Source organism: Amycolatopsis sp. NPDC003861 (assembly GCF_053605405.1).
Map to the genome: position 1 here is coordinate 12300 of NZ_JBSGJD010000086.1, position 21121 is coordinate 33420.

A 21121-nucleotide genomic window follows, 5' to 3' on the forward strand; every position below is an offset into this window, starting at 1 on the left:
GCCGGTATGCCGTCATCCGTTCCGCTCGTGGACCTTTCGCCGTGGTTCGCGGGCACGTCCGAGGGCCGGGCCGAAGTGGCGGGCCGGATCGACCAGGCGCTGCGGGAGTCCGGCTTCCTGCTGGTCACCGGGCACGGCGTCCCGGACGACCTGCGTCACCGGACGCGCGAGCTGGCGCGGGAGTTCTTCGCGCTGCCCGAGGACGTCAAGCAGCGCTACGCCGTCACGGTCGGCGGCCGCGGCTGGCTGCCGCCCGGCGTCGAGGCCAACGGCTACGCCGAAGGCACCGAGACCCCGCCCGACCTCAAGGAGTCCTACTCGGCGGGCGCGGACACCCGCACCGGCGTCGCCGAGGTCGACGGGTTCTGGTTCCAGCCCAACGTCTGGCCGCACGAGGTGCCCGGGCTCGGCGAGGCGGCCACCGAGTACATGCGCCGGATGCGGGCGCTGGCCGACCACCTCCTGGAGATCTTCGCCGCGGCGCTCGGCCTCGCCCAGAGCCACTTCACCCGGCACACCGGGCACCCGACGTACACGTTCAACATCAACTGGTACCCGCCGATGACCCACGTCGGCACCCCGGCACCGGACCAGTTCCGGATCGGCCCGCACACCGACTTCGGCACGGTCACGGTGCTCGACCGCCAGGCCGGGGTCGGCGGCCTGCAGGTCTGCACGGCCGAGGGCGAGTGGGAGGACGCGCCGTTCCACCCGGAGGCGTTCACGGTGAACATCGGCGACCTGATGGCCCGCTGGACGGGTGACCGCTGGCGGTCGACCCGCCACCGCGTCCTCCCACCGGCCGCGACGGCGCCCGACGAGGACCTCGTGTCGTTGATCTTCTTCTACGAGACCGACCACGACGCGCGGATCACGTCACTGGCGCCGCCGCTGGGGACCCGGACCTACCCCGAGGTGATCGCGTCGCAGTACCTGAAGGAGAAGCTGGACGCGATCACCATGAGCTGAGGCTCAGTCGCAGATCTTCCGGGCGATCGCGGCCGGGACTTCGTCGCAGATCTGGCCGGTGCCACCATGCAACAGCACCCATTTCCCGTTCCGGTGCGCGAACAGCATGCGGCCACCGTCGATTTCGTTGGTGAAATGCGCGAACGCCCAGGACGCCTCGCATTCGATGCGCTGCAGGCCCCGGCTGTCCACCACCAGCGCCTCCGACGCCTGCCTGTTCGCCTTGAACGCGGCTTCCAGCGTGGCCTTGGTCGCCGAGGCGCAGACGTTCGCCGCCTTGGCCGGCACCGGCTCCGTCACCTGCACGGGAGCGGGCGCCTTGGTGGCCGTCGTCGCCGTCACGGTCGTGCCCGGCACCGTCGGTGCGGCCGGTGCGGCGCTCGGCGGATCCTGCTGACCGCCGCAGGCCGAAAGGACGAATACCGCCGCCACCACGATTCCGGTACCGGCACCGGCGCGCGCGAAATCAACCTTCGAAAACATTTGGTTCCCCCGGTGTCATCGACGGCCCCTCGCCGTCTGCACAACCATCAATACGCCCCAGGGAATTGCCGGTTGCACCCGCTCCCTGACGGGAAGGTCACGGCTCCGGTTCGGCGCAGACCGTCCGGTTCCGGCCCTCCGCCTTCGCCTGCAGCAACGCCTGTTCCGCGGCCAGCAGCGCGTCGTCGAGGAGCCCGTCCGCGCAGCCCGCCACGCCGATCGAGACCGTCACCCCGACGAACTGCGGGCCGTCGCCCGAGGCCTTCAGGGCCACCAGCGTCGAGGCGATGCGCAGGCGGATGCGCTCGGCGATCGCCATCGCGTCGAACGGGCCGGTGCCGGGCAGCAGCACCGCGAACTCCTCGCCGCCGGAGCGGCCCACCAGGTCGGCGGCCCGGACCTCGTCGCGCAGGGTGCCGGCGACTGCGCGCAGCACGGCGTCGCCGATCCGGGCGCCGTAGCGGTCGTTGAGGAGGCGGAAGTGGTCGAGGTCGAGCACCAGCACGGCCGGGCCGGGACCGCCGGGGCGATCCAGCCGGGCCTCGGCGGCGCCGCGCCAGGAGGCGGCGGTCAGCACGCCGGTGCCCGGATCGAGGGTGACGTGGTCGCGGCGGCCGCTGCCCAGCCCGCCGCGGTGCAGCACGACGGTGGCGCCCGCCAGCACCGGGACCAGCAGCGGCGCGGCGACGGCGGCCCAGGCGAGCGGAAGGCCGAACGCCGTCATCGCGGCGTCGAAGGCGTGCCCCGGCGCGGCCTCGCGTGGCCGGCGGGGCCCGTCGGCGCCGGTCACGAGCGCGGCGTTCACCGCGAGGAAGACCAGCCCGGCGACGGTCAGCAGGAGGACGGTCCGCGCGTCGAGGACCCCGCCGAGCGGCCGGACGCCGGTCGCGGTGAGGAAGGCACCGGCGGACAGCCCGGCCAGCGCCGTCGCCGCGGCGCCGAACACCTGCCGGTGGACGGGTCTTCTGCGGACCCGGAACCACTGGTGCAGCGCCGAGAGCACGACCAGCGCGACGGCCAGGCCGGGCCGGAGCACGAGCACCCCGGCGAAGACCCACGGCGTGTCGACGCCGGGCCCCAGGGGGGTGTCCTCGCGGTGGCGTTCGACCGGCCGCGCGAGCTCCGCCGAGACCAGCATCCCGGCCGTGAGCAGCGCGAACGGCGGCAGCATCGCGGCGAGCGGCGGGAAGCGGAGGGCGGCGAGCACGACCGCGGCGACGGCGAGGAGGTCGATCCCGAGGAGGTAGCAGACCTGGCCGCGGCGCGGCAGCCGCCACAGCGCCCACCGGCGCAGGGACCAGTGTCGCGGGACGAGGGCGGGCAGGAACCGGCCCGGGCGGCGTTCCCCGCCGGCGGCGACCGTGGAATCCCCCACCATCTCGGCAAAGTAGCCGGAACGCAGGCTCATGTCGATCCGCCTTCAGGGGAATTTGACATCGTCGGCAACCGAAGGCTCCGTGGGTCATTTTCCGACCGACGGAGGGTTGACACACCATATTGGTCTAGTCCACTGTGTGGTGGCACACAGCACTCCTCCCGGGTTGATCCCGCCGCCTCAAACCGGAGGTGCTCCACCTGCGCTTTTGGAGGACCCCCGTGAAATCAGTGCGCCGTCTCCTCACCCTCGCCGCCGCGGCTTCGGCCGCGCTGGCGACGACGGTCGGGCTCGCCCCGCAGGCCATGGCCGCGGTCGACCCGGTGCTCGCCTCGCCGTACCTGTACCAGTGGGGCGGGCAGACCAGCCCGTCCGCCGCGATGTCCGCGACCGGCGTGAAAGCGTTTACGCTCGCGTTCGTGCTGTCCGACGGGACCTGCAACCCCAAGTGGGACGGCACCCGGTCGCTGACCGGCTCGGACAAGACGATGATCCAGAACATCCGCAACGCGGGCGGGGACGTGATCCCCTCCTTCGGCGGCTGGTCCGGCACGAAGCTGGGCTCGAAGTGCACGTCGGCCTCCGCGCTGGCGGGCGCCTACCAGAAGGTGATCGACGCCTACGGCCTCAAGGCGATCGACCTCGACATCGAGAACACCGACGAGTTCCAGAACAACACCGTGCAGGACCGCATCCTGAACGCGGTGAAGCTGACCAAGCAAAAGAACCCGAACCTCAAGGTCGTCATCACCATCGGCACCACCACGACCGGCCCCGACTCCTGGGGCAAGCGCCTGATCAACCAGGCCAAGGCGATCGGCGCCCCCGTCGACGTCTGGTCGGTCATGCCGTTCGACTTCTCCAGCGGCGGCGACATGGCGGCGCTGACGAAGTCCGCGGTCGACGGGCTGAAGAACCAGCTCAAGACCACGTTCGGCTGGAACGACGACACCGCCTACCGGCACAGCGGCCTCTCCTCGATGAACGGCAAGACCGACAACGCGGGCGAGACGGTCACGGTGGCCAACTTCAACTCCATCCGCGGCTACGCGGCCAGCCACCACCTGGCCCGCTTCACGTTCTGGGCCACCAACCGCGACTGCAGCGGTGGCGGCGAGTGCAGCGGCATCAGCCAGGACAAGTACGCGTTCACCAAGATCGTCGCCGGCTACACCGGCTGACATCCGGACCCGTAGTGGGGCTGTCGGGGGCCCTCTCACCGGCATCGGGGTCGGTGAGGGGGCCTTCGCGGGGTCAGCGGCGCCCGCCGCCGCAGGAGTACGGGTAGCAGCCGTAGTAGTTCCACCGCGGGTCCCAGCCGGACGGCGCCGAACTCGAGGTGGTGGGCGGGGGCGGCAGCTCGACCGTGACGGTCGGGGTCGGCGTGGGCGTCCGGCGCGCGTGCATCACGACCGGCGACGGCGTGGTGGTCTCGGTCGGGACGGCGAGCGCGGTCGACGTCGGGACGGCGGTGGCCGGCTGCAGCTGCGGGAACTGCCGGTCACCGGGCACGGAGTCCGGGCGCATGGCGAGCACGACCACCAGCCCGCCCAGCACGACGATCACCGCCGACGCCAAGGCCATCCGTGCCACCCCGCTGGGCCCCGGTTCGGCCCCGGTACCCCGGCGCGCGGCGAGCTCGGCCGCCCGCGACCCCGGCTTGCGCGGCCGTTCCCCGGTCTGCCGGAGCAGTTCGTCGACCGTGACCCGGTCCCGTCGCCTGCGCGCACTGCGCGTCATGCACGACCTCCACCCGTACCCCCGCTGCGCACGCTCGCCCGCGGCAGCCTTGATCCCCGGTGGATAGTAGAAACCCTTGCGGCAATTGTAAACGCGCTGATCGCCGCGGTCTCGTTACCGTTTCGAGACAACCGGATCGCGTTCCCGGCCGTAGCCGTCAACGAGCCGCGAACCGCCGCCGCAACCCCGCCACCCGGCGGGTCACCGGGGTGAACTCCGGCAGCTTCAGCAACGCCAGCAACCCGAACGGCACCGCCATCCCCAGCAGCCCCTGCACCGGCAGCTTCACCCACGCTCCCGGGATCACGCCCAACGACGCCGGCACCGCGTGCCCGGCCAGCACCGCGGCCACCACCCCGAGCCCGCTCACCGAGAGCGTGATCAGGCCGACCCGCAGCGACCGCTTGCTGCGCAGGTGCCCGAGCCGCACCCACAGCCACACCTGGCCGAGGACCGCCCCGACCACGAAGCCGGCGCCGTTGACCAGCATGACGCCGTACACCACGTGCTCGCCGTCGAGCAGGCCGCGGCACAGCAGCAGGAGGGGGATCTTCACCGCCGTCATCACGAGCATGATCAGCGTCGGCGTGCGGGCGTCCTTCATCGCGTAGAACACCCGCAGCTGCAGCATGACCAGCGCGAACGGCAGCAGCCCGACGGCCGAGACGGCCAGGGTCTGGCCGAGCCGCTCGGCGTCGTCGAGGGTGCCGCGGCCCCAGGTGAAGATCGCGATGCCGATCGGGGTGCCGACCACCGCCAGCACCGCCGAAATCGGCACGAACAGCACCGTCGACATGCGGGACGCGAGCGAGAGGTCGCCGACCAGCGAGACCGTGTCGCCGTCCGCCGCCGCGCGGCTCATCCGCGGCATCAGCGCCGTCAGCAACGAGACGCCGAGGATGCCGTACGGCAGCTGGAAGAGCAGGGACGCGTAGCTGTAGGCCGTCACGCCGCCGCTGTTGCCGCCGGTCAGCACCCTCGTCGTGATCACGAATCCGACGTGGCTGACCACGACGTAGCCGAGGATCCACGCGGCGAGCCCGCCGAACTCCTTGATCCGCGGGTCGAAGCCCCAGCGCCAGCGGAACCGGAAGCCGGTGCGCAGCAACGCCGGGATGAGCACCACGGCCTGCGCGACGATGCCGAGCGTGGTGCCGAGGCCGAGCACGAGCAGCTTGGGGTCGCTCATGCGGACCGGGTCGAGGGTCAGCTCCCCCGGCACGACGGCGAACACGACGAGCGTGCTGGTGACGACGACGTTGTTCAGCACCGGCGCCCAAGCCGGCGGGCCGAAGACGTTCTGGGCGTTGAGGATCGCCGAGAGCAGCGCGAAGAGGCCGTAGAAGAGGATCTGCGGCAGCAGCAGGTACGCCAGCGCGGTGGTCAGCGCCGGATTGGCCGTCGGAGACGATTTGTCGACGTAGAGCGCGGTGAACAGCGGGGCGATCGCCACCGCGACGGCCGTGCCGACGGCGAGCAGCACGAGCGCCATCGTGATGAGCCGCTGGGTGTAGGCGCGGCCGCCGTCGGGGTCGTCGTGCGAGCGGACCAGCAGCGGCACCACCACGCTGGCGAGGACGCCGCCGAAGAGCAGTTCGAAGACGATGTTGGGCAGGGTATTCGCGACGGTGAACGAGTCGTTGACGACGCCGGCCCCGACCACGGCGGCGAGCAGCAGCTTCGCGACGAACCCGGTGACCCGGCTGACGGCGGAGGCGACCGCCATCCGGCCGCTGGAGCGGGCCAGCGACGAACCGGCACCCTCCCCGCGCCCGGCGCTGACCGGCGACGCGGGCGGCCGGGCGACGATCTGGCCGGCGAACTCGTCGTAGGCGCGCCGCGAGACGTCCGGGTCACGGGTCGGCCAGTGCGGGCCCCGCAGCTCGCTCGGGAGGAAGACCGTCGCCTCGTCGTCCACCGGTCGTGGGTGCTCCGCCATGGGGACAAGCCTGCCAGGTCGGGCACACGGACGGGAGTCCGAACACTTGTTCGAACCAGCGACGCTCCGTGACGCTCAGGCGGCGACGGTGATCTCCAGGACGGCCCGCCCGGCCTCGGTCAGCTCGGCGGCCACCCGCCCGGTGCCGCCTTCGACGGCGGGCCGCAGGTAGCCACCGTGGGCGAGGGCGTGCGCGGTGATCTGATCGCAACAGGCGAATCCGTCGATGAAGAGGTCGGGCTCGCAGCTGCACGACATCTGCGCACGACCCGCGGCCACCGCCTTCAGCATCGCCATCGCGCGGTGGGTGAGCTCGACTCCTGAACCGGACACCGGACTGCCTTTCTCGTTGCGCCACTACAACGGGTCATTCGCCCGTTGGGCCGATTGTGTTACTTACGGCACTATGACGTTTGGGGCGCGGGTGAGGTTCCGTCCGGTCTCGGAACCCGCGTCAGGTCAGCCGCAGCTCCAGCGTGCGGGCCCATTCGCGGACGATCTGGCGCCGACGGCGGGTGTCGTCGGTCAGCAGGTTGGCCAGGCCGAGCCCGCGGGCCAGGTCCAGCGTGGCCTGGACCAGTTCCCGCACCCCCGGCCGGGACTCGTCGACGCCGAGCAGCTCGACCGTCACCCGGTGCGCCTCGCGGCCGACCCGGGCCTCCAGCGGGACCAGCACGGCACGCAGGGCCTCGTCGGTCGCCGCGACCGACCACAGCTGCAGGGCCGCGCGGAACAGCGGGCCCGTGTACAGGTTCAGCACCATCTCCACGACGCGCTCGATGCGGGACGCGCCGCTCGGCAGGTCGGCGGCCTGGGCGCGCAGCTCGTCGATCTGGGCCTCGCCGAGCAGGTCGACCGCCGCCACCACCAGGTCCTCGCGGGCCGGGAAGTGGTGCTGCGCCGCGCCGCGGGAGACGCCGGCGCGCTCGGCGATCCCGGCCACCGTCACGCCGTGCCAGCCGCGCTCGCCGAAGCTGTCGAGCGCCGCCTCGATCAAGCGCCGCCGCGTTGTCCGGCTGCGCTCCTGCTGGGGTTCGCGGATGCCGGTCAAGCCGGGTCCACCCAGAAGTCGAGCTGGAGGTCCTCTTCGGCGGCGTCGCCGACGCGGTACTTCGCGAAGTCCGTGACGCCGGCCGCCCGCAGCACTTCGTCGTCGAGGAAGAAGTTGCCGGTGGCTTCCCGGCTCGGCTTCGTCAGGATCGCGTGCGCCGCGTCGGCCATGATCTCCGGCGTCCGGCTGCGCGAAGCCAGCTCCGCGCCGACGACGTTGCGGATCGCCGCCGTGTCGATCGTCGTGCGGGGCCACAGCGAATTGACCGCGACGCCGTCGCTCTTCAGTTCGGCGGCCAGCCCGACGGTCACCAGGCTCATCGAGTACTTCGCGATGCTGTAGGCGAGGTGGCCGGCGGTGAACCACTTCTCGTCGAGGCTGATCGGCGGCGACAGCGTCAGGATGTGCGGGTTCATCGACCGCCGCAGGTGCGGGATGGCCAGTTTGGACAGCAGGAACGTGCCGCGCGCGTTGATGTCCTGCATCAGGTCGTAGCGCTTCATGCTGACCTGCTCGGTCGGCGTCAGGTCGATCGCGCTCGCGTTGTTCACCACGATGTCGATGCCGCCGAACTGCTCGGCGGTCTTCGCCACCGCCGCCGCGACACCGTCGTCGTCGCGGACGTCGCCGATGATCGGCAACGCCTGCCCGCCCGCCTTCTCGATCGCCTCGGCCGCCGTGTAGATCGTGCCCGGCAGCTTCGGGTGCGGCTCGGCCGTCTTCGCCAGCAGGGCCACGTTCGCGCCATCGGCCGCCGCGCGCAGGGCGATCGTCTCGCCGATTCCGCGGCTGCCGCCGGACATGATGATCGTCTTGCCGTCCAATGTGGTCACAGCGACCTCCTAGTACGACTTCGGCAGGCCGAGGCTGTGCTGGCCGACGAAGTTGAGCACCATCTCGCGGCTCACCGGGGCGATCCGGCCCAGCCGCACCGCCGTGACCAGCGTGCCGAGGCCGTATTCGGTGGCCAGGCCGTTGCCGCCGTGGGTCTGGACGGCCTGGTCGGTCGCGCGGATGGCGACCTCGGCCGCCGCGTACTTCGCCATGTTGGCCGACTCGCCCGCGCCGAAGTCGTCGCCGGAGTCGTAGAGCGACGCCGCCTTCTGCGTCATCAGCTTCGCGAGCTCCAGCTCGATCTTGATCTCCGCGAGCGGGTGCGCGAGACCCTGGTGGGTGCCGATCGGGGCGCCCCAGACCTGCCGCTCGTTCGCGTAGCCGACGGCCTTGGCCAGCGCGTACCGGGCGATGCCGAGCGAGAACGACGCGCCCATGATGCGTTCCGGGTTGAGGCCGGCGAACAATTGCGCGATCGCCGCGTCCTCCTCGCCGACCAGCGCTTCGGCGGGCAGGTGGACGTCGTCGAGGAACAGCGAGAACTGGTTCTCCGGCGCGACGATGTCCATCGGGATCTTCGTGTGCTCGAAACCCGGGGTGCCGGTCGGCAGGATGAACAGCGCCGGCTTGAGGCGGCCGGTCTTCGCGTCCTCGGTGCGGCCGACGACCAGCACGGCGTCGGCCTCGTCCACGCCGGAGATGTAGACCTTGCGCCCGTTGAGGACCCAGCCGCCGGCGTCGCGCCGTGCGGTGGTGGTGATCTTGTGCGAGTTCGACCCGGCGTCCGGCTCGGTGATCGCGAACACCATCCGCTTGGTGCCGTCGGCGATGCCGGGCAGCCACTGCTTCTTCTGCTCGTCGGTGCCGAACCGGGAGATCACGGTGCCGCAGATGGCCGGCGAGACGACCATGAGCAGCAACGGCGAGCCCGCAGCGGCCAGCTCTTCGAGCACCGCGGCGAGGTCGGCGATGCCCGCGCCCCCGCCGCCGTACTCCTCGGGGATGTTGACGCCGAGGTAGCCCAGCCGCCCGGCCTCGTCCCACAGTTCGTGCGTCTTCTCGTCCGCGCGGGCCTTGCGGGCGTAGTACTCGTGCCCGTACTTGGCGCCGAGTTCGGCGACGGCCTTGCGAAGCGCGGTCCGCTCCTCCGGCTCGACGAAGTTCATCGCGTTCATTCTGCTTCTCCCACCACCGCGAGGATCGTGCCCACTTCGACCTGCTGTCCGACCGTCACCGGCAGTTCCGCGACCACGCCGTCGGCGGGGGCGGCGATCCGGTGTTCCATCTTCATCGCTTCGAGCCACAGCAGCGGGTCGCCGGCCTTGACCGGGTCCCCCGCCTGCACGGCGAGCCGGACGACCGTGCCGGGCATCGGCGCCACCAGCGACCCCGCGGCCAGGGCCGCGTCCGGGTCCGCGAACCGCGGCTCGGCCCTCAGCGCCACCGAACCGAGCGCGGAGTCCACATAGGACACGCCGTCGTGCCGGGCGACGTCGAACGCGCGCCGCACGCCGCCGATGTCGAGCACGACCCGCCCCGGCTCGGCGCCGACCAGCCCGGCCTCGAAGCCGTCGGCGCGGAGGCCGTCGCGGGTCAGCGAGTAGACCACCTCGTACTCGCGGTCGGCCACCGTGAAGACCCTGCGCTGGCCGGCCGAGCGGACGTTGCGCCAGCCACTCGGCAGCCTGCTCTGCGTGGTCGCCGACGCCCGGTTGCCCGCCGCGTCCGCCAGCGCCGCGGCGAGCGCGGAGAGCCGTTCGGCGTCGGGCGTGGCCAGAGGTGCGGCGAGGGTGTCGAGGCCGTGCCGGTCGAAGAACGCCGTGTCGGTCTCCCCCGCCAGGAAGGCTTCGTGCCGCAGGATGTTCACGAGGAGGTCGCGGTTGGTGACGACGCCGTGGATCTTCGCCGCCGCCAGGGCCTTCGCGAGCCGGCGGGCGGCTCCGGCGCGGGTCGGCGCCCAGGTGATCACCTTGGCGAGCATCGGGTCGTAGTGGACACCCACCACGGACCCGGTCTCGAACCCGGAGTCGAGCCGCAGCCCGGGTCCGTGCGTGAACGAACGGTCCACGTCGGGTACTTCGAAGGTGTGCAGCGTGCCGCTCTGCGGCTGCCAGCCCGCGGCCGGGTCTTCGGCGTAGAGCCGGACCTCGATGGCGTGACCGACGGTGGGCGGCGGGCCGGCCGGCAGGCGCTCGCCCTCGGCGATCCGCAGCTGCAGGGCGACCAGGTCGAGGCCCGTGACGTTCTCGGTGACCGGGTGCTCCACCTGCAGCCGGGTGTTCATCTCGAGGAAGTAGAACCGGCCGTCCGGAGCGGCGAGGAACTCGACCGTGCCCGCGCCGACGTAGTCGATCGCCTTGGCGGCCTTGCGCGCGGCTTCGAACAGCTCCTCGCGCATGGCCGCGTCGACGAACGGCGACGGCGCTTCCTCGACGACCTTCTGGTGCCGGCGCTGGATGGAGCACTCCCGCTCCCCCACCGCCCACACCGTGCCGTGCCGGTCGGCCAGCACCTGGACCTCGATGTGGCGTCCGGTCTCCAGGTAGCGCTCGCAGAAGACGGTCGGGTCGCCGAACGCCGACCCGGCCTCGGCACTGGCGCCTTCGACCGCCTCGGCCAGCTCGTCGAGCGAGCGGACCACGCGCATGCCGCGGCCGCCACCACCGGCGGACGCCTTGACCAGCAGCGGCAGGTCGTCCGCGGTCACCGAAGCCGGGTCCAGTTCGGACAGCACCGGCACCCCGGCCGCGGCCATCAGGCGCTTGGACTCCACTTTGGAGCCCATGGTCTCGATGGCCTCCGGCGGCGGCCCGACCCACGTCAGCCCGGCGTCGAGGACCGCCCGGGCGAACGCGGCGTTCTCGGACAGGAAGCCGTACCCGGGGTGGACGGCGTCGGCGCCGGTCTCGGCCGCGGCCTTGACCAGCAGGTCCGCCCGCAGGTACGTCTCGGACGGCGCGTTGCCGGGCAGCCGGACGGCCGCGTCGGCCTCCAGGGTGTGCGGCGCGGCGGCATCGGCGTCGGAGAACACCGCGACCGTGCCGATCCCGGCGTCGCGGCAGGTGCGGAAGACGCGGCGGGCGATCTCGCCGCGGTTGGCGACCAGCAGGTTCTGGATCATCGCTCGCTCACATCCGGAAGACGCCGAAGCCCTCGGCGCCCTTCACTGGTCCATTGTGGATCGCGGACAGGCTCAGGCCCAGCACGGTGCGGGTGTCGCGCGGGTCGATGATGCCGTCGTCGTAGAGCATGCCGGAGAGGAACATCGGCATCGACTCGGCCTCGATCTGCCCCTCGACCATGGCCCGCATGGCCTTGTCGTGTTCCTCGTTGTACTCCTGGCCACGGCTTTCGGCGGCCGCGCGGGCCACGATGGACAGCACGCCGGCCAGCTGCGCCGGGCCCATCACCGCGGACTTCGCGCTCGGCCACGCGAACAGGAACCGGGGATCGTAGGCGCGGCCGCACATCCCGTAGTGCCCGGCGCCGTAGGACGCTCCCATGAGGACGGACAGGTGCGGCACCTTCGAGTTCGAGACGGCGTTGATCATCATCGCGCCGTGCTTGATGATGCCGCTCTGCTCGTACTCCTTGCCGACCATGTAGCCGGTCGTGTTGTGCAGGAACACCAGCGGCGTGTGGATCTGGTTGGCCAGCTGGATGAACTGCGCGGCCTTCTGCGACTCCTCGCCGAACAGCACCCCCTGCGCGTTGGCCAGCACGCCGACCGGGTAGCCGTGGATGCTCGCCCAGCCGGTGACCAGGCTCGATCCGTAGAGCGGCTTGAACTCGTCGAAGTCGGAACCGTCGACGACGCGGGCGATCACCTCGCGCGGGTCGAACGGCACCTTGAGGTCGGTCGGGACGATGCCGAGCAGGTCCTCGCTGTCGTGGAGCGGCTCTTCGTAGTCCGGTTTCGGAGACGGCCCCTGCTTGGTCCAGTTGAGCCGCTTGACGATGTTGCGGCCCAACCGGATCGCGTCCTGCTCGTCGACGGCCAGGTAGTCGGCCAGGCCGGAGGTCCGCGCGTGCATCTCGGCCCCGCCCAGCGACTCGTCGTCGGACTCCTCGCCGGTCGCCATCTTGACCAGCGGCGGCCCGCCGAGGAACACCTTCGCGCGTTCCTTCACCATCACGACGTAGTCCGACATGCCCGGCAGGTACGCGCCGCCCGCCGTGGAGTTGCCGAAAACCAGCGCGATCGTCGGGCAGCCCGCGGCCGAGGCCCGCGTGATGTCGCGGAAGATCCGGCCGCCGGGGATGAAGATCTCCTTCTGCGTCGGCAGGTCCGCGCCGCCGGACTCGACGAGGTTGATCGACGGCAGCCGGTTCTGCGCGGCGATGTCCGCGGCCCGGAAGCTCTTCTTCGTCGTCCACGGGTTGCTCGCGCCGCCCTTGACCGTCGGATCGCTGGCCGAGATCAGGCACTCGACGCCTTCGACGACCCCGATCCCGGTGACCAGGCTCGCGCCGACGCGGTAGTCGGTGCCCCAAGCGGCCAGCGGCGACAGCTCCAGGAACGGCGAATCCGCGTCGAGCAGCAGCTCGATCCGTTCCCGGGCCAGGAGCTTGCCGCGCTTGCGGTGCCGTTCGACGTACTTCTCGCCACCGCCGGCGACGGCCTTGGCGTGTTCGGCGTCGATCTCGGCGAGCTTCTCCAGCATCGCTTCGCGGTTCGCGCCGAACTCGGCGGCCCGCGTGTCCACTGTGGACCTCAGAGCAGTCACGAGGTGTATCCCAATCGCTTCGCGGCCAGGCCGGTGAGGATCTCGGTGGTGCCGCCGCCGATGCCGAGGATCCGGACGTCGCGGTAGTGCCGCTCCACTTCGGACTCGCGCATGTAGCCGAGCCCGCCGTGCAGCTGGACGGCCTCGCTGACCACCCATTCGGCGGCCTCGACGGCGGTGTTCTTGGAGAAACAGGCTTCGGCGATGACTTCCTCGCCCGAGACGTGCCGGATCGCGGCCTGCCGGGTGTAGGTGCGGGCCACGTCGATCTTGCGCGCCATTTCGGTGAGCTTGTGCTGGACGACCTGCCGCGAGATGAGCGGGCGGCCGAACGTCTCGCGCAGCCGGCACCAGTCCAGCGTCAGGTCGAGCGCCCGCTGGGCGTGCGCGTACGCCTGCACGGCCAGCGAAAGCCGCTCGGTGACGAACTGGGTGGCCACCTGAGCGAAGCCGCTGTTCTCTGCCCCCACCAGGTTCTCCGCCGGGACCCGGACGTCCATGTAGGACAGTTCGGCGGTGTCGGAGCAGAGCCAGCCCATCTTGTCGAGCTTGCGGCTCACCGTGAAGCCCGGCGTGCCGCGTTCGACGACGATCAGCGAGAGCCCGTGTGCGCCGTCGCCACCGGTGCGCACCACCGTCGTCACGAAGTCGGCGCGGCAGCCGGAGGTGATGAACGTCTTGGCGCCGTTGACGACGTATTCGTCGCCCTCGCGGACCGCGGTGGTGCGGATGCCGGCGACGTCGGACCCGCCGTCCGGTTCGGTGACGGCGAGGGACCCGATCTTGGTTCCGTCGAGGGCGGGCCGCACCCAGCGTTCGATCTGGACCGGTTCGCCGGCCTCGGCGATGTGCGGGACGGCGATGCCGCAGGTGAACAGCGACGCGAACAGGCCGCCGGAGCCGCCCGCGTAGTGCATCTCCTCGGCGACGACCAGGGCGTCGAGGTAGTTGCCGTCTCCCCCGCCGATCTCCTCGGGGAAGGCGACGCCGAGCAGGCCGAGGTCCCCGGCCTTGCGGTGCAGCTCGCGCGGCAGCTCGCCGGCGCGTTCCCAGTCGTCGAGGTGCGGCAGGACCTCCTGCTCGACGAACTTCCGCACGGTCTTGCGCAGTTCGGCCCGTTCGGGCGTCCGGAAGGGATCGGTCACCGGAGCACCTCGGGGACGTCGATCTCCCGCGACCGCAGCCACTCGCCGAGCGCCTTCGCCTGCGGGTCGAACCGCGCCTGCGACGCGACCCCCTCCCCGAGGATGCCTTCGACGACGAAGTTCATCGCCCGCAGGTTCGGCAGCAGGTACCGGGTCACCGGCAGGTCGGCGGTTTCGGGCAGCAGCAGCTTGAACTCCGCCACGGTGAGCCGGTGCACGAGCCACCGCCAGGCCTCTTCGGAGCGCACCCAGACGCCGACGTTGGCGTTGCCGCCCTTGTCGCCGCTGCGCGCCCCGGCGATCGTGCCCAGGGGCACCCGCCGCACCGGCCCGTGGCCGAGCGGTTCGGGCAGCGCGGGCTCGTCCACATCGGACAGATCCTGAGTGGACGCCGAAGGCGCTATGTCGACACGCATGCCGTCCGGCAGGACGGCGACGTGCGGCACCTTGCCGGCCGCCACGTGAGCCGCGGTGTAGACGCCGTACGGCGAGGCGTCCGACGGCGGCGCGATGACGTGGAACCCGGGGTAGCTGGCCAGCGCGAGTTCGACGGCGGCGCCGGTGAACGCGCGTCCGGCGACCTTCGGGTCGGCGTCCTTGACGGCGACGTGCAGCAGCGCGCTCGCGGTCTGCTCGGTGTCGGCGTCGGCGTGGTCGGTGCGGGCCAGGGTCCACCGGACGTCGGCGGGCGGACGGTCCTTCATGGACGCTTCGAGCTGTTCGCGCACTAGGGCGGCTTTCGCCTCGATGTCGAGTCCGGTGAGGACGAACGTCGTCTCGTTGCGGAACCCGCCGAGGGTGTTGAGGGCGACCTTCAGCGTCGGCGGCGGCGCTTCCCCGCGGACGCCGGAGATGCGGACGCGGTCCGGCCCGTCTTCGGTCAGCGACAGCGTGTCGAACCGGGTCGTGACGTCCGGCCCGGCGTACCGCGCGCCGGTGATCTCGTACAGCAGCTGGGCGGTGACGGTGCCGGCGTTCACCACACCGCCGGTGCCCGGGTGCTTGGTGATGACGCTGGAGCCGTCGGCTTCGATCTCGGCGATCGGGAAGCCGGACACGCCGAGGGTGTGCTCGGTGAAGAAGGCGTAGTTGCCGCCGGTGGCCTGGGCCCCGCACTCGATGACGTGCCCGGCCGCGACCGCGCCGGCGAGCGCGTCGAAGTCGTCACGGGCCCAGCCGTAGTGCGCGGCGGCCGGGCCGACGATGACGGAGGCGTCGGTGACGCGGCCGGTGACGACGACGTCGGCGCCCGCGTTCAGGCACTCCGCGATGCCCCAGGCACCGAGGTAGGCGTTGGCGGTCAGCGGTTGGCCGAGGTCCAGCTCGTCGGCGCGGTGGACGAGGTCGTCGCCCTCGACGTGGGCGATCTTGACGTCGAGCCCGAGTTTCCCGGCCAGTTCGCGGAGCGCGCCGGCCAGCCCGGCCGGGTTGAGCCCCCCGGCGTTGGCGACGATCTTGACGCCTTTTTCCTGCGCCAGCCCGAGGTTTTCCTCCATCTGCCGGAGGAAGGTCTTGGCGTAGCCGCGGGTGGCGTCCTTCATCCGGTCGCGGCCGAGGATGAGCATGGTCAGCTCGGCGAGGTAGTCGCCGGTCAGGACGTCGAGCGGGCCGCCGGTGAGCATCTCGCGGACGGCGGAGAACCGATCGCCGTAGAACCCGGACGCGTTGCCGATGCGGTAGGTCATGCGAACTGCCCCGGCTTCCGGCCGTTGCCCGGCGGCCCGGCGAAGGCCTGCGCGATGCCGAGCCACTCTTCGACGTCGGCGCCGTGGGCGACGAGATCGGTGTCGGCGGGGTGCCGCCGCTGGGTGACGACCAGGCAGAAGTCCAGGGCGGTGCCGGTGAGCCGCTGCTCGGCGTTCTCGGGCCCGAAGGCCCAGGTGGAGCCGTCGGGCGCGGTGAGTTCGACGCGGAACTCCTCGGCCGGCGGGGCGAGCGAGTGGACCTTGTAGGCGAAGTCGCGGGTCCGGATGCCGAAGCGGGCGATGTGCCAGAGGCGGGCGGTCGGCTCGCGGGTCAGGCCCAGGGTGTCGAAGATGTCCTGGCCGTGCGCCCAGGTTTCCATCATCCGCGCGGTCGCCATCGAGGCGGCGCTCATCGGGGGGCCGTACCAGGGGAGTTTCTGCCCGTCCGGCACCGCTTCCAGAGCCGCGGCCAGCAGCCGGCGGCCGTCACGCCAGTCTTCGAGGATCTCCCGCGGCGGCCGCTGCGCGCCGTCGGCGGCCCCGTCGTCGACGTAGGTCTCGCCGGCTTTGAGGAGCTCTTCGACCTCGGCCTGCCAGTTCTCCGGGTGCGCGGCCGCGATCAGGGCCTTGCGATCGGTCCAGGCCAGGTGCGCGATCTGGTGCGCGATCGTCCACCCCTCGGCGGGAGTCGCGCGCGCCCAGTCCGCGTCCGGGAGCGCCGCCACCGCGTCGTCGATCGTCTGTGTCTCCGCGTCGAGATCCCCGAGGATCACGCCGAGGTCCGCCATCGCCCGCCTCCTTGCGTCCTGAGGCCAGGGTGGCAGCGGTGGTCGGAAAAATCAAGCACGCCTGATTGTTTCTTGCCCGGCCGCTGTCCCGAGGTCCACGCTTTGCACCCGTTCGAGTGGTGAACTTGTGTTCGATGGTCGGTAATCTTGATCTATGTCCGACAGCGCTCGTTCGTCCGCCGAGGCGGTGGCTTTTGCCGACCGCCTGGGTGAGTTGCTCGCGTGTATGCGGTCTGCGGAGGCTGAGCTGGGGGCGCTGGTGGTGGAGATCGAGCAGCGCGGGGTGATGGAGGTGTTCGGGTACCGGTCTGTTGCCCGGTTGCTGGAGCACCTGGGTGACCTTCCGAGGTCGGCGGCGGAACGTCTGGTGAAGCGGGCTCGTTTGGTCAATTCCGGCCGCAACCTCGATGGCACCCCGATCCCCGCCCTGGCGCCGGCCACGGGTGTTGCGGTCCTGGCCGAGGTTCCGCCCGAGCACCGTGACCACGTCGAGGCTGATCTGTTGGCGTTCGCTGCCGAGGCCGGGCACAAGCAGGTCGCGGTCCTCGGTGCCCGGATCCTCGCTCACCTCAACCCCGATGGTGCCGAACCCGACGACACCGAACCTTCCACTCCCACCCGGGAACTGTTTCTGCGTCGCCGAAGATCCGGGGTCTGGGAGCTCAACGGCAAGTTCGACGACGAAACCGGCACCCGCGCCAGCGCCCTCCTCGATGCCTTGGCCGAGCGCCGCACCGGCGACGACGGCCCCGACCACCGCGCGATGCCGCAGCGTTACGGCGACGCCTTCTCCGACGCCATCGACCTGGCCCTCAATTCCCCGGACTTGCCGATGCAGGCCGGGGAACGAGCGCACGTCATGGTCGCGGTCTCCCTCACCGACCTGCAGTCCGGCACCGGTCAGGCCACGCTCGGTGACACCGGGACCATGACCGCGGCCGAAGCCCGCGTCCATGCCTGCGACGCCATGATCATCCCCGCCGTGCTGGGTGCGAAAAGTGAACCCCTCAACCTCGGGCGCCTCCGCCGCTTGATCTCCGCCGGGCTGCGCCGCGCCCTGTTCCTGCGCGACCGAGGTTGCGCGTTCCCCGGCTGCCACCGCCCACCCCGGCACTGCCAAGGCCACCACATCCGGCACTGGGCCGACGGCGGCCCTACTGACCTGAACAACCTGGTGTTGATGTGCGCCCACCACCACCGGCTGCTGCACCGCTCCGGCTGGGAAGTCCGCATCGCCCCCGACGGCCTCCCCGAATTCCTCCCACCCACCTTCCTCGACCGCCGCCGAAAACCCCGCCGCAACAACCTCCACGAACCGCTGCCATTCGCAGCCTGAACACGGGAAAGGCCCCGCGGCCACACGGCCGCGGGCCCACACCCGCGCGTCCACGACTCCGACGCCCCACGACGCGGCGGGCACCGGTCCGGACCGGCCGCGAGCCCCACGCCCGCGCCGCCCAGCCGACGCAATCCCACTATTGACATCTTGCCAGTAGCGTCCCGCTGCAATAGCTTCCTCACCATGGCCGACTACGCCGAGATCACCTACGCCGTCGAGGACCGGATTGCCACCGTCACCCTTAACCGGCCCGAGGCGCGCAACGGCTACACCATCCGGATGGCCGATGAGCTCGCCGCCGCCATGGAACGGGCCGATCGGGATGAGGACGTCCGGGTGGTCGTGCTGACCGGTGCCGGGAAGGACTTCTGCGTCGGCGCCGATCTCTCCCAAGGCGGCTTCGACTTCGATCCCGCCGAGGGGCCCGGGGACGCCTGGCAGGAGCCCGCCGGCCGGTGCTCGAAGCGGATCTTCGCCATGAACAAGCCCGTCATCGCCGCCCTGCACGGGGCCGCCGTGGGCGGCGGGCTCACCATCACGCTCTCGTGCGACTACCGGCTCGCCTCGGAGGACTCGCGGTTCGGCTTCGTCTTCACCCGCCGCGGCATCTACCCCGAAGGCGCGTCCGCCTGGTTCCTGCCCCGGCTCGTCGGGATGGGCACCGCGCTCGACTGGATGGTCAGCGGGCGCGTCTTCGATGCGGCCGAGGCGCTGGAGAAAGGCTTGGTGCACAAGGTCTTCCCCACCGGCACCGTGCTGGACGAAGCGAAGAAGGTCGCGAAGGAGATCGTCGAGACGACCGCGCCGGTGTCGGTCGCCGTCACACGGCAGCTGCTCTACCGGATGGCGAGCGCCGGGTCGCCGTTCCCGGTGCACGAACTGGACTCGAAGCTGATCGGCGGGCTCGGCGCGAACCCGGACGCCGTCGAGGGTGTCCTCTCCTTCCTGCAGAAACGGCCGCCGTCGTTCGGGATGCGCGTCGAGAAGGACCTGCCCGACTACCTGCCCTGGCTGGAGAAATGACCGCCTACCCGCCGCAGCCCTGGCACCTCGTCGCCGACGCGCACGTCTCGATCTGGCGCGTCCCCGCGCGCGACGTGCACCCCGGCGCCCTGTCCGTCGCCGGGTTCACCTCCGTCTTCACCGCCTGGATCAGTTACCGGGAGCCGGGGCAGCTCGCCTACCACGAACTGCTCGCCGCCGTCCCGGTGCGCGGGAAGCGGACCACCTGCACGATCACGCAGATCTGGGTCGACTCCGAAGTCTCCCTCGCCGGCGGCCGCGAGCTGTGGGCCATCCCGAAGGACCTCGCCGCCCTCCAGTTCACCGACCGCACCTACACCGCGGCCACCGGTGACGACTGGATCGCCACCGCCGCCTTCACGCCGCGGCCGGGCTCGCCGCTCGCCCTCCCGAGCCGGTTCGACGTCCTCCAGGACCGCGCCGGCACGCCCGTCCGGACGCCGGTCGGCGCGAAGATCCGGCCCGGGCTCGCCGCGGCCGACTGGGCGGTCAACGCGCGCGGCCCGCTCGGTTACCTGGCCGGCCGGCGGCCGTTCCTGAGCCTCGCGCTGCCCGGCAGCGAACTGCGGTTCGGGGCTTGAGCAGCACCTCTGGGTGATCACGCCACCCGGCAGGGTGAGGACCCGCGACACGCCATTTAGGGTCCCGCGCGCGGCTCGACCCCAACATGTAGTCTCTCAACACCGGCAGCCCCCAGCGACGGGGAGACCGCTGCGGAGGGTCGCCGGGCAGCTTTCCGAAAACCGCAGCGCACGGCCTCGCGAGGCCGTGCGGCGATCGAACGCGCCCGAAAACTTGGAGACACGCATGTCAGTCGAAACCGGTCAGCGGCCGTCCGCTGCCGACTCACCCACCGCGATCCGGGTCATCCGGCGGGACGGCAGCGTGTCGCCGTTCGACGCCGGGAAGATCTCGGTCGCGCTGACCAAGGCGTTCCTCGCGGTCGAGGGCGGCGACGCCGCCGCGTCCTCCCGCGTGCACCACGTCGTCGCGGAGCTGACCCAGCAGGTCGAGACCAGCCTGCTGCGCCACGCCGGCCCCGAGACCGCCCTGCACATCGAGCAGATCCAGGACATCGTCGAGCTCGCCCTCATGCGCGGTGAGCACCACAAGGTCGCTCGCGCCTACGTCCTCTACCGCGAGGAGCGCGCGAAGGCCCGCGAGGCCGCCAAGCCGGCCGCGGCCGAGGCCGCGCTGAACGTCAAGGGCACCGACGGCGTCCTGCGTCCGCTCGACTGGGCCCGCGTTTCCCACGTGGTGGGCGAGGCCGTCGCCGGCCTCGACGACGTCACGGCCGAGCCGGTGCTGGCCGAGACCAAGCGCAACCTCTACGACGGCATCAGCGCCGACGAGCTCGCCCTGGCCCAGATCATGGCCGCCCGCGTGCTGGTCGAGCAGGAGCCGAACTACTCCTACGTCTCCGCCCGCCTGCTGCTGGACAAGCTGCGCGGCGAAGCACTGAGCTACCTCGCGCAGAAGCCGCGTCAGGCCAGCCAGGACGAGATGGCCGCCGAGTACCCGGCGTACTTCCGCGCCTACCTGCGCCGCGCGATCGAGCTGGAGCTGGTCGACGGCGAGCTGCAGCGCTTCGACCTGGACAAGATCACCGCCGCGATCCGCCCCGAGCGTGACCTCGACTTCGGGTTCCTCGGCCTGCAGACGCTGTACGACCGGTACTTCCAGCACCACGAGGGCACCCGCTTCGAGCTGCCGCAGGCGTTCTTCATGCGCGTGGCCATGGGTCTCGCGATCCGGGAAGACGACCGCGAAGCCCGCGCGATCGAGTTCTACGAACTGCTGTCGAGCTTCCACTTCATGGCCTCGACGCCGACGCTGTTCAACTCGGGCACCACGCGCCCGCAGCTGTCGTCCTGCTTCCTGACCACGGTGGACGACGACCTGGACTCGATCTTCCAGGCCTACAAGAACAACGCGCTGCTGGCGAAGTACTCGGGCGGCCTCGGCAACGACTGGACGCCGGTCCGCGGCCTCGGCGCGCACATCAAGGGCACCAACGGCCAGT

General features: G+C 71.3%; 19 protein-coding genes. 6 read left to right on the forward strand and 13 right to left on the reverse strand.

The genetic code is table 11. The features are described from left to right. Window positions 1-6 precede the first annotated feature (6 nt). Window positions 7-969 carry an isopenicillin N synthase family dioxygenase gene (locus ACWEVN_RS21970; protein WP_449684112.1) on the forward strand — a complete coding sequence of 321 codons (963 nt, stop codon included), beginning with the start codon at window positions 7-9 and terminating at the stop codon, window positions 967-969. Window positions 970-972: 3 nt separating this feature from the next. Here the strand turns inward: ACWEVN_RS21970 and ACWEVN_RS21975 are convergent, their stop codons facing one another. After that, window positions 973-1401 (reverse strand): hypothetical protein, encoded by a 429-nt coding sequence (locus ACWEVN_RS21975; protein ID WP_452052510.1) that lies wholly within the window; start codon window positions 1399-1401, stop codon window positions 973-975. Between the two features lie 148 nt (window positions 1402-1549). Continuing rightward, window positions 1550-2830, reverse strand: a complete 1281-nt coding sequence (locus tag ACWEVN_RS21980) for a diguanylate cyclase (protein WP_452052522.1) — start codon at window positions 2828-2830, stop codon at window positions 1550-1552. 218 nt (window positions 2831-3048) lie between these two features. Between ACWEVN_RS21980 and ACWEVN_RS21985 the strand changes: the two genes are divergently transcribed. After that, complete coding sequence (locus tag ACWEVN_RS21985) at window positions 3049-4008, forward strand: chitinase (RefSeq protein WP_449684109.1); 960 nt, start codon at window positions 3049-3051, stop codon at window positions 4006-4008. 73 nt (window positions 4009-4081) lie between these two features. On the opposite strand, the gene ACWEVN_RS21990 is transcribed toward ACWEVN_RS21985, so the two are convergent. The 11 genes from ACWEVN_RS21990 to ACWEVN_RS22040 form a co-directional block, all read right to left on the reverse strand. Continuing rightward, window positions 4082-4567 (reverse strand): hypothetical protein, encoded by a 486-nt coding sequence (locus ACWEVN_RS21990; RefSeq protein ID WP_449684108.1) that lies wholly within the window; start codon window positions 4565-4567, stop codon window positions 4082-4084. Between the two features lie 157 nt (window positions 4568-4724). After that, the gene (gene murJ / locus ACWEVN_RS21995) at window positions 4725-6506 is read right to left on the reverse strand and encodes a murein biosynthesis integral membrane protein MurJ (protein ID WP_452052511.1); all 1782 of its coding nucleotides are present in this window, start codon (window positions 6504-6506) and stop codon (window positions 4725-4727) included. Between the two features lie 75 nt (window positions 6507-6581). Continuing rightward, on the reverse strand, window positions 6582-6839 hold the full coding sequence (locus ACWEVN_RS22000; protein ID WP_310977060.1) for a hypothetical protein: 258 nt from the start codon (window positions 6837-6839) through the stop codon (window positions 6582-6584). Window positions 6840-6960: 121 nt separating this feature from the next. Further along, window positions 6961-7557, reverse strand: coding sequence for a TetR/AcrR family transcriptional regulator (locus tag ACWEVN_RS22005; RefSeq protein ID WP_449684106.1), 597 nt, complete (start codon window positions 7555-7557; stop codon window positions 6961-6963). Further along, the gene (locus tag ACWEVN_RS22010) at window positions 7554-8390 is read right to left on the reverse strand and encodes an SDR family oxidoreductase (protein WP_452052512.1); all 837 of its coding nucleotides are present in this window, start codon (window positions 8388-8390) and stop codon (window positions 7554-7556) included. The genes ACWEVN_RS22005 and ACWEVN_RS22010 overlap by 4 nt, the downstream gene beginning before the upstream one ends. A 9-nt stretch (window positions 8391-8399) precedes the next feature. Next, a complete protein-coding gene (locus ACWEVN_RS22015) occupies window positions 8400-9566 on the reverse strand; it encodes an acyl-CoA dehydrogenase family protein (protein ID WP_452052513.1) in 1167 nt (388 codons plus the stop codon). Beyond that, the gene (locus tag ACWEVN_RS22020) at window positions 9563-11512 is read right to left on the reverse strand and encodes an acetyl/propionyl/methylcrotonyl-CoA carboxylase subunit alpha (RefSeq protein WP_452052514.1); all 1950 of its coding nucleotides are present in this window, start codon (window positions 11510-11512) and stop codon (window positions 9563-9565) included. Before ACWEVN_RS22020 ends, ACWEVN_RS22015 begins: the two co-directional genes overlap by 4 nt. Before the next feature lie 7 nt (window positions 11513-11519). Continuing rightward, window positions 11520-13118 carry an acyl-CoA carboxylase subunit beta gene (locus ACWEVN_RS22025; protein ID WP_452052515.1) on the reverse strand — a complete coding sequence of 533 codons (1599 nt, stop codon included), beginning with the start codon at window positions 13116-13118 and terminating at the stop codon, window positions 11520-11522. Further along, window positions 13115-14263, reverse strand: coding sequence for an acyl-CoA dehydrogenase family protein (locus tag ACWEVN_RS22030; protein WP_452052516.1), 1149 nt, complete (start codon window positions 14261-14263; stop codon window positions 13115-13117). Before ACWEVN_RS22030 ends, ACWEVN_RS22025 begins: the two co-directional genes overlap by 4 nt. Next, window positions 14260-15948: an acyclic terpene utilization AtuA family protein gene (locus ACWEVN_RS22035; protein WP_452052517.1), complete on the reverse strand. Its 1689-nt coding sequence runs from the start codon at window positions 15946-15948 to the stop codon at window positions 14260-14262. Before ACWEVN_RS22035 ends, ACWEVN_RS22030 begins: the two co-directional genes overlap by 4 nt. Next, entirely contained in the window at window positions 15945-16736 is a 792-nt protein-coding gene (locus ACWEVN_RS22040; RefSeq protein WP_452052518.1) for a TIGR03084 family metal-binding protein, read from the reverse strand. Before ACWEVN_RS22040 ends, ACWEVN_RS22035 begins: the two co-directional genes overlap by 4 nt. Window positions 16737-16890: 154 nt before the next feature. On the opposite strand from ACWEVN_RS22040, the gene ACWEVN_RS22045 reads away from it, so the two are divergent. The 4 genes from ACWEVN_RS22045 to ACWEVN_RS22060 all read left to right on the forward strand — a co-directional run. Continuing rightward, window positions 16891-18072, forward strand: coding sequence for a DUF222 domain-containing protein (locus ACWEVN_RS22045; RefSeq protein ID WP_452052519.1), 1182 nt, complete (start codon window positions 16891-16893; stop codon window positions 18070-18072). 186 nt (window positions 18073-18258) lie between these two features. Further along, window positions 18259-19098 (forward strand): enoyl-CoA hydratase-related protein, encoded by an 840-nt coding sequence (locus ACWEVN_RS22050; protein WP_452052520.1) that lies wholly within the window; start codon window positions 18259-18261, stop codon window positions 19096-19098. Beyond that, entirely contained in the window at window positions 19095-19679 is a 585-nt protein-coding gene (locus ACWEVN_RS22055) for an acetoacetate decarboxylase family protein (protein WP_449688169.1), read from the forward strand. Before ACWEVN_RS22050 ends, ACWEVN_RS22055 begins: the two co-directional genes overlap by 4 nt. Window positions 19680-19905: 226 nt before the next feature. Continuing rightward, window positions 19906-21121, forward strand: a 1216-nt coding sequence (locus tag ACWEVN_RS22060; protein WP_452052521.1) for an ATP cone domain-containing protein, incomplete at its 3' end; no start/stop codon positions are given.

Excerpts from the sequence above, each read along its gene's own strand:
- murJ (WP_452052511.1), bottom strand. The coding sequence starts at position 6,506 with ATGGCGGAGCACCCACGACCGGTGGACGACGAGGCGACGGTCTTCCTC.
- ACWEVN_RS22035 (WP_452052517.1), bottom strand. The coding sequence starts at position 15,948 with ATGACCTACCGCATCGGCAACGCGTCCGGGTTCTACGGCGATCGGTTC.
- ACWEVN_RS22055 (WP_449688169.1), top strand. The coding sequence starts at position 19,095 with ATGACCGCCTACCCGCCGCAGCCCTGGCACCTCGTCGCCGACGCGCAC.
- ACWEVN_RS22040 (WP_452052518.1), bottom strand. The coding sequence starts at position 16,736 with ATGGCGGACCTCGGCGTGATCCTCGGGGATCTCGACGCGGAGACACAG.
- ACWEVN_RS22050 (WP_452052520.1), top strand. The coding sequence starts at position 18,259 with ATGGCCGACTACGCCGAGATCACCTACGCCGTCGAGGACCGGATTGCC.
- ACWEVN_RS22020 (WP_452052514.1), bottom strand. The coding sequence starts at position 11,512 with ATGATCCAGAACCTGCTGGTCGCCAACCGCGGCGAGATCGCCCGCCGC.
- ACWEVN_RS22015 (WP_452052513.1), bottom strand. The coding sequence starts at position 9,566 with ATGAACGCGATGAACTTCGTCGAGCCGGAGGAGCGGACCGCGCTTCGC.
- ACWEVN_RS21970 (WP_449684112.1), top strand. The coding sequence starts at position 7 with ATGCCGTCATCCGTTCCGCTCGTGGACCTTTCGCCGTGGTTCGCGGGC.
- ACWEVN_RS21980 (WP_452052522.1), bottom strand. The coding sequence starts at position 2,830 with ATGGTGGGGGATTCCACGGTCGCCGCCGGCGGGGAACGCCGCCCGGGC.
- ACWEVN_RS21990 (WP_449684108.1), bottom strand. The coding sequence starts at position 4,567 with ATGACGCGCAGTGCGCGCAGGCGACGGGACCGGGTCACGGTCGACGAA.
- ACWEVN_RS22045 (WP_452052519.1), top strand. The coding sequence starts at position 16,891 with ATGTCCGACAGCGCTCGTTCGTCCGCCGAGGCGGTGGCTTTTGCCGAC.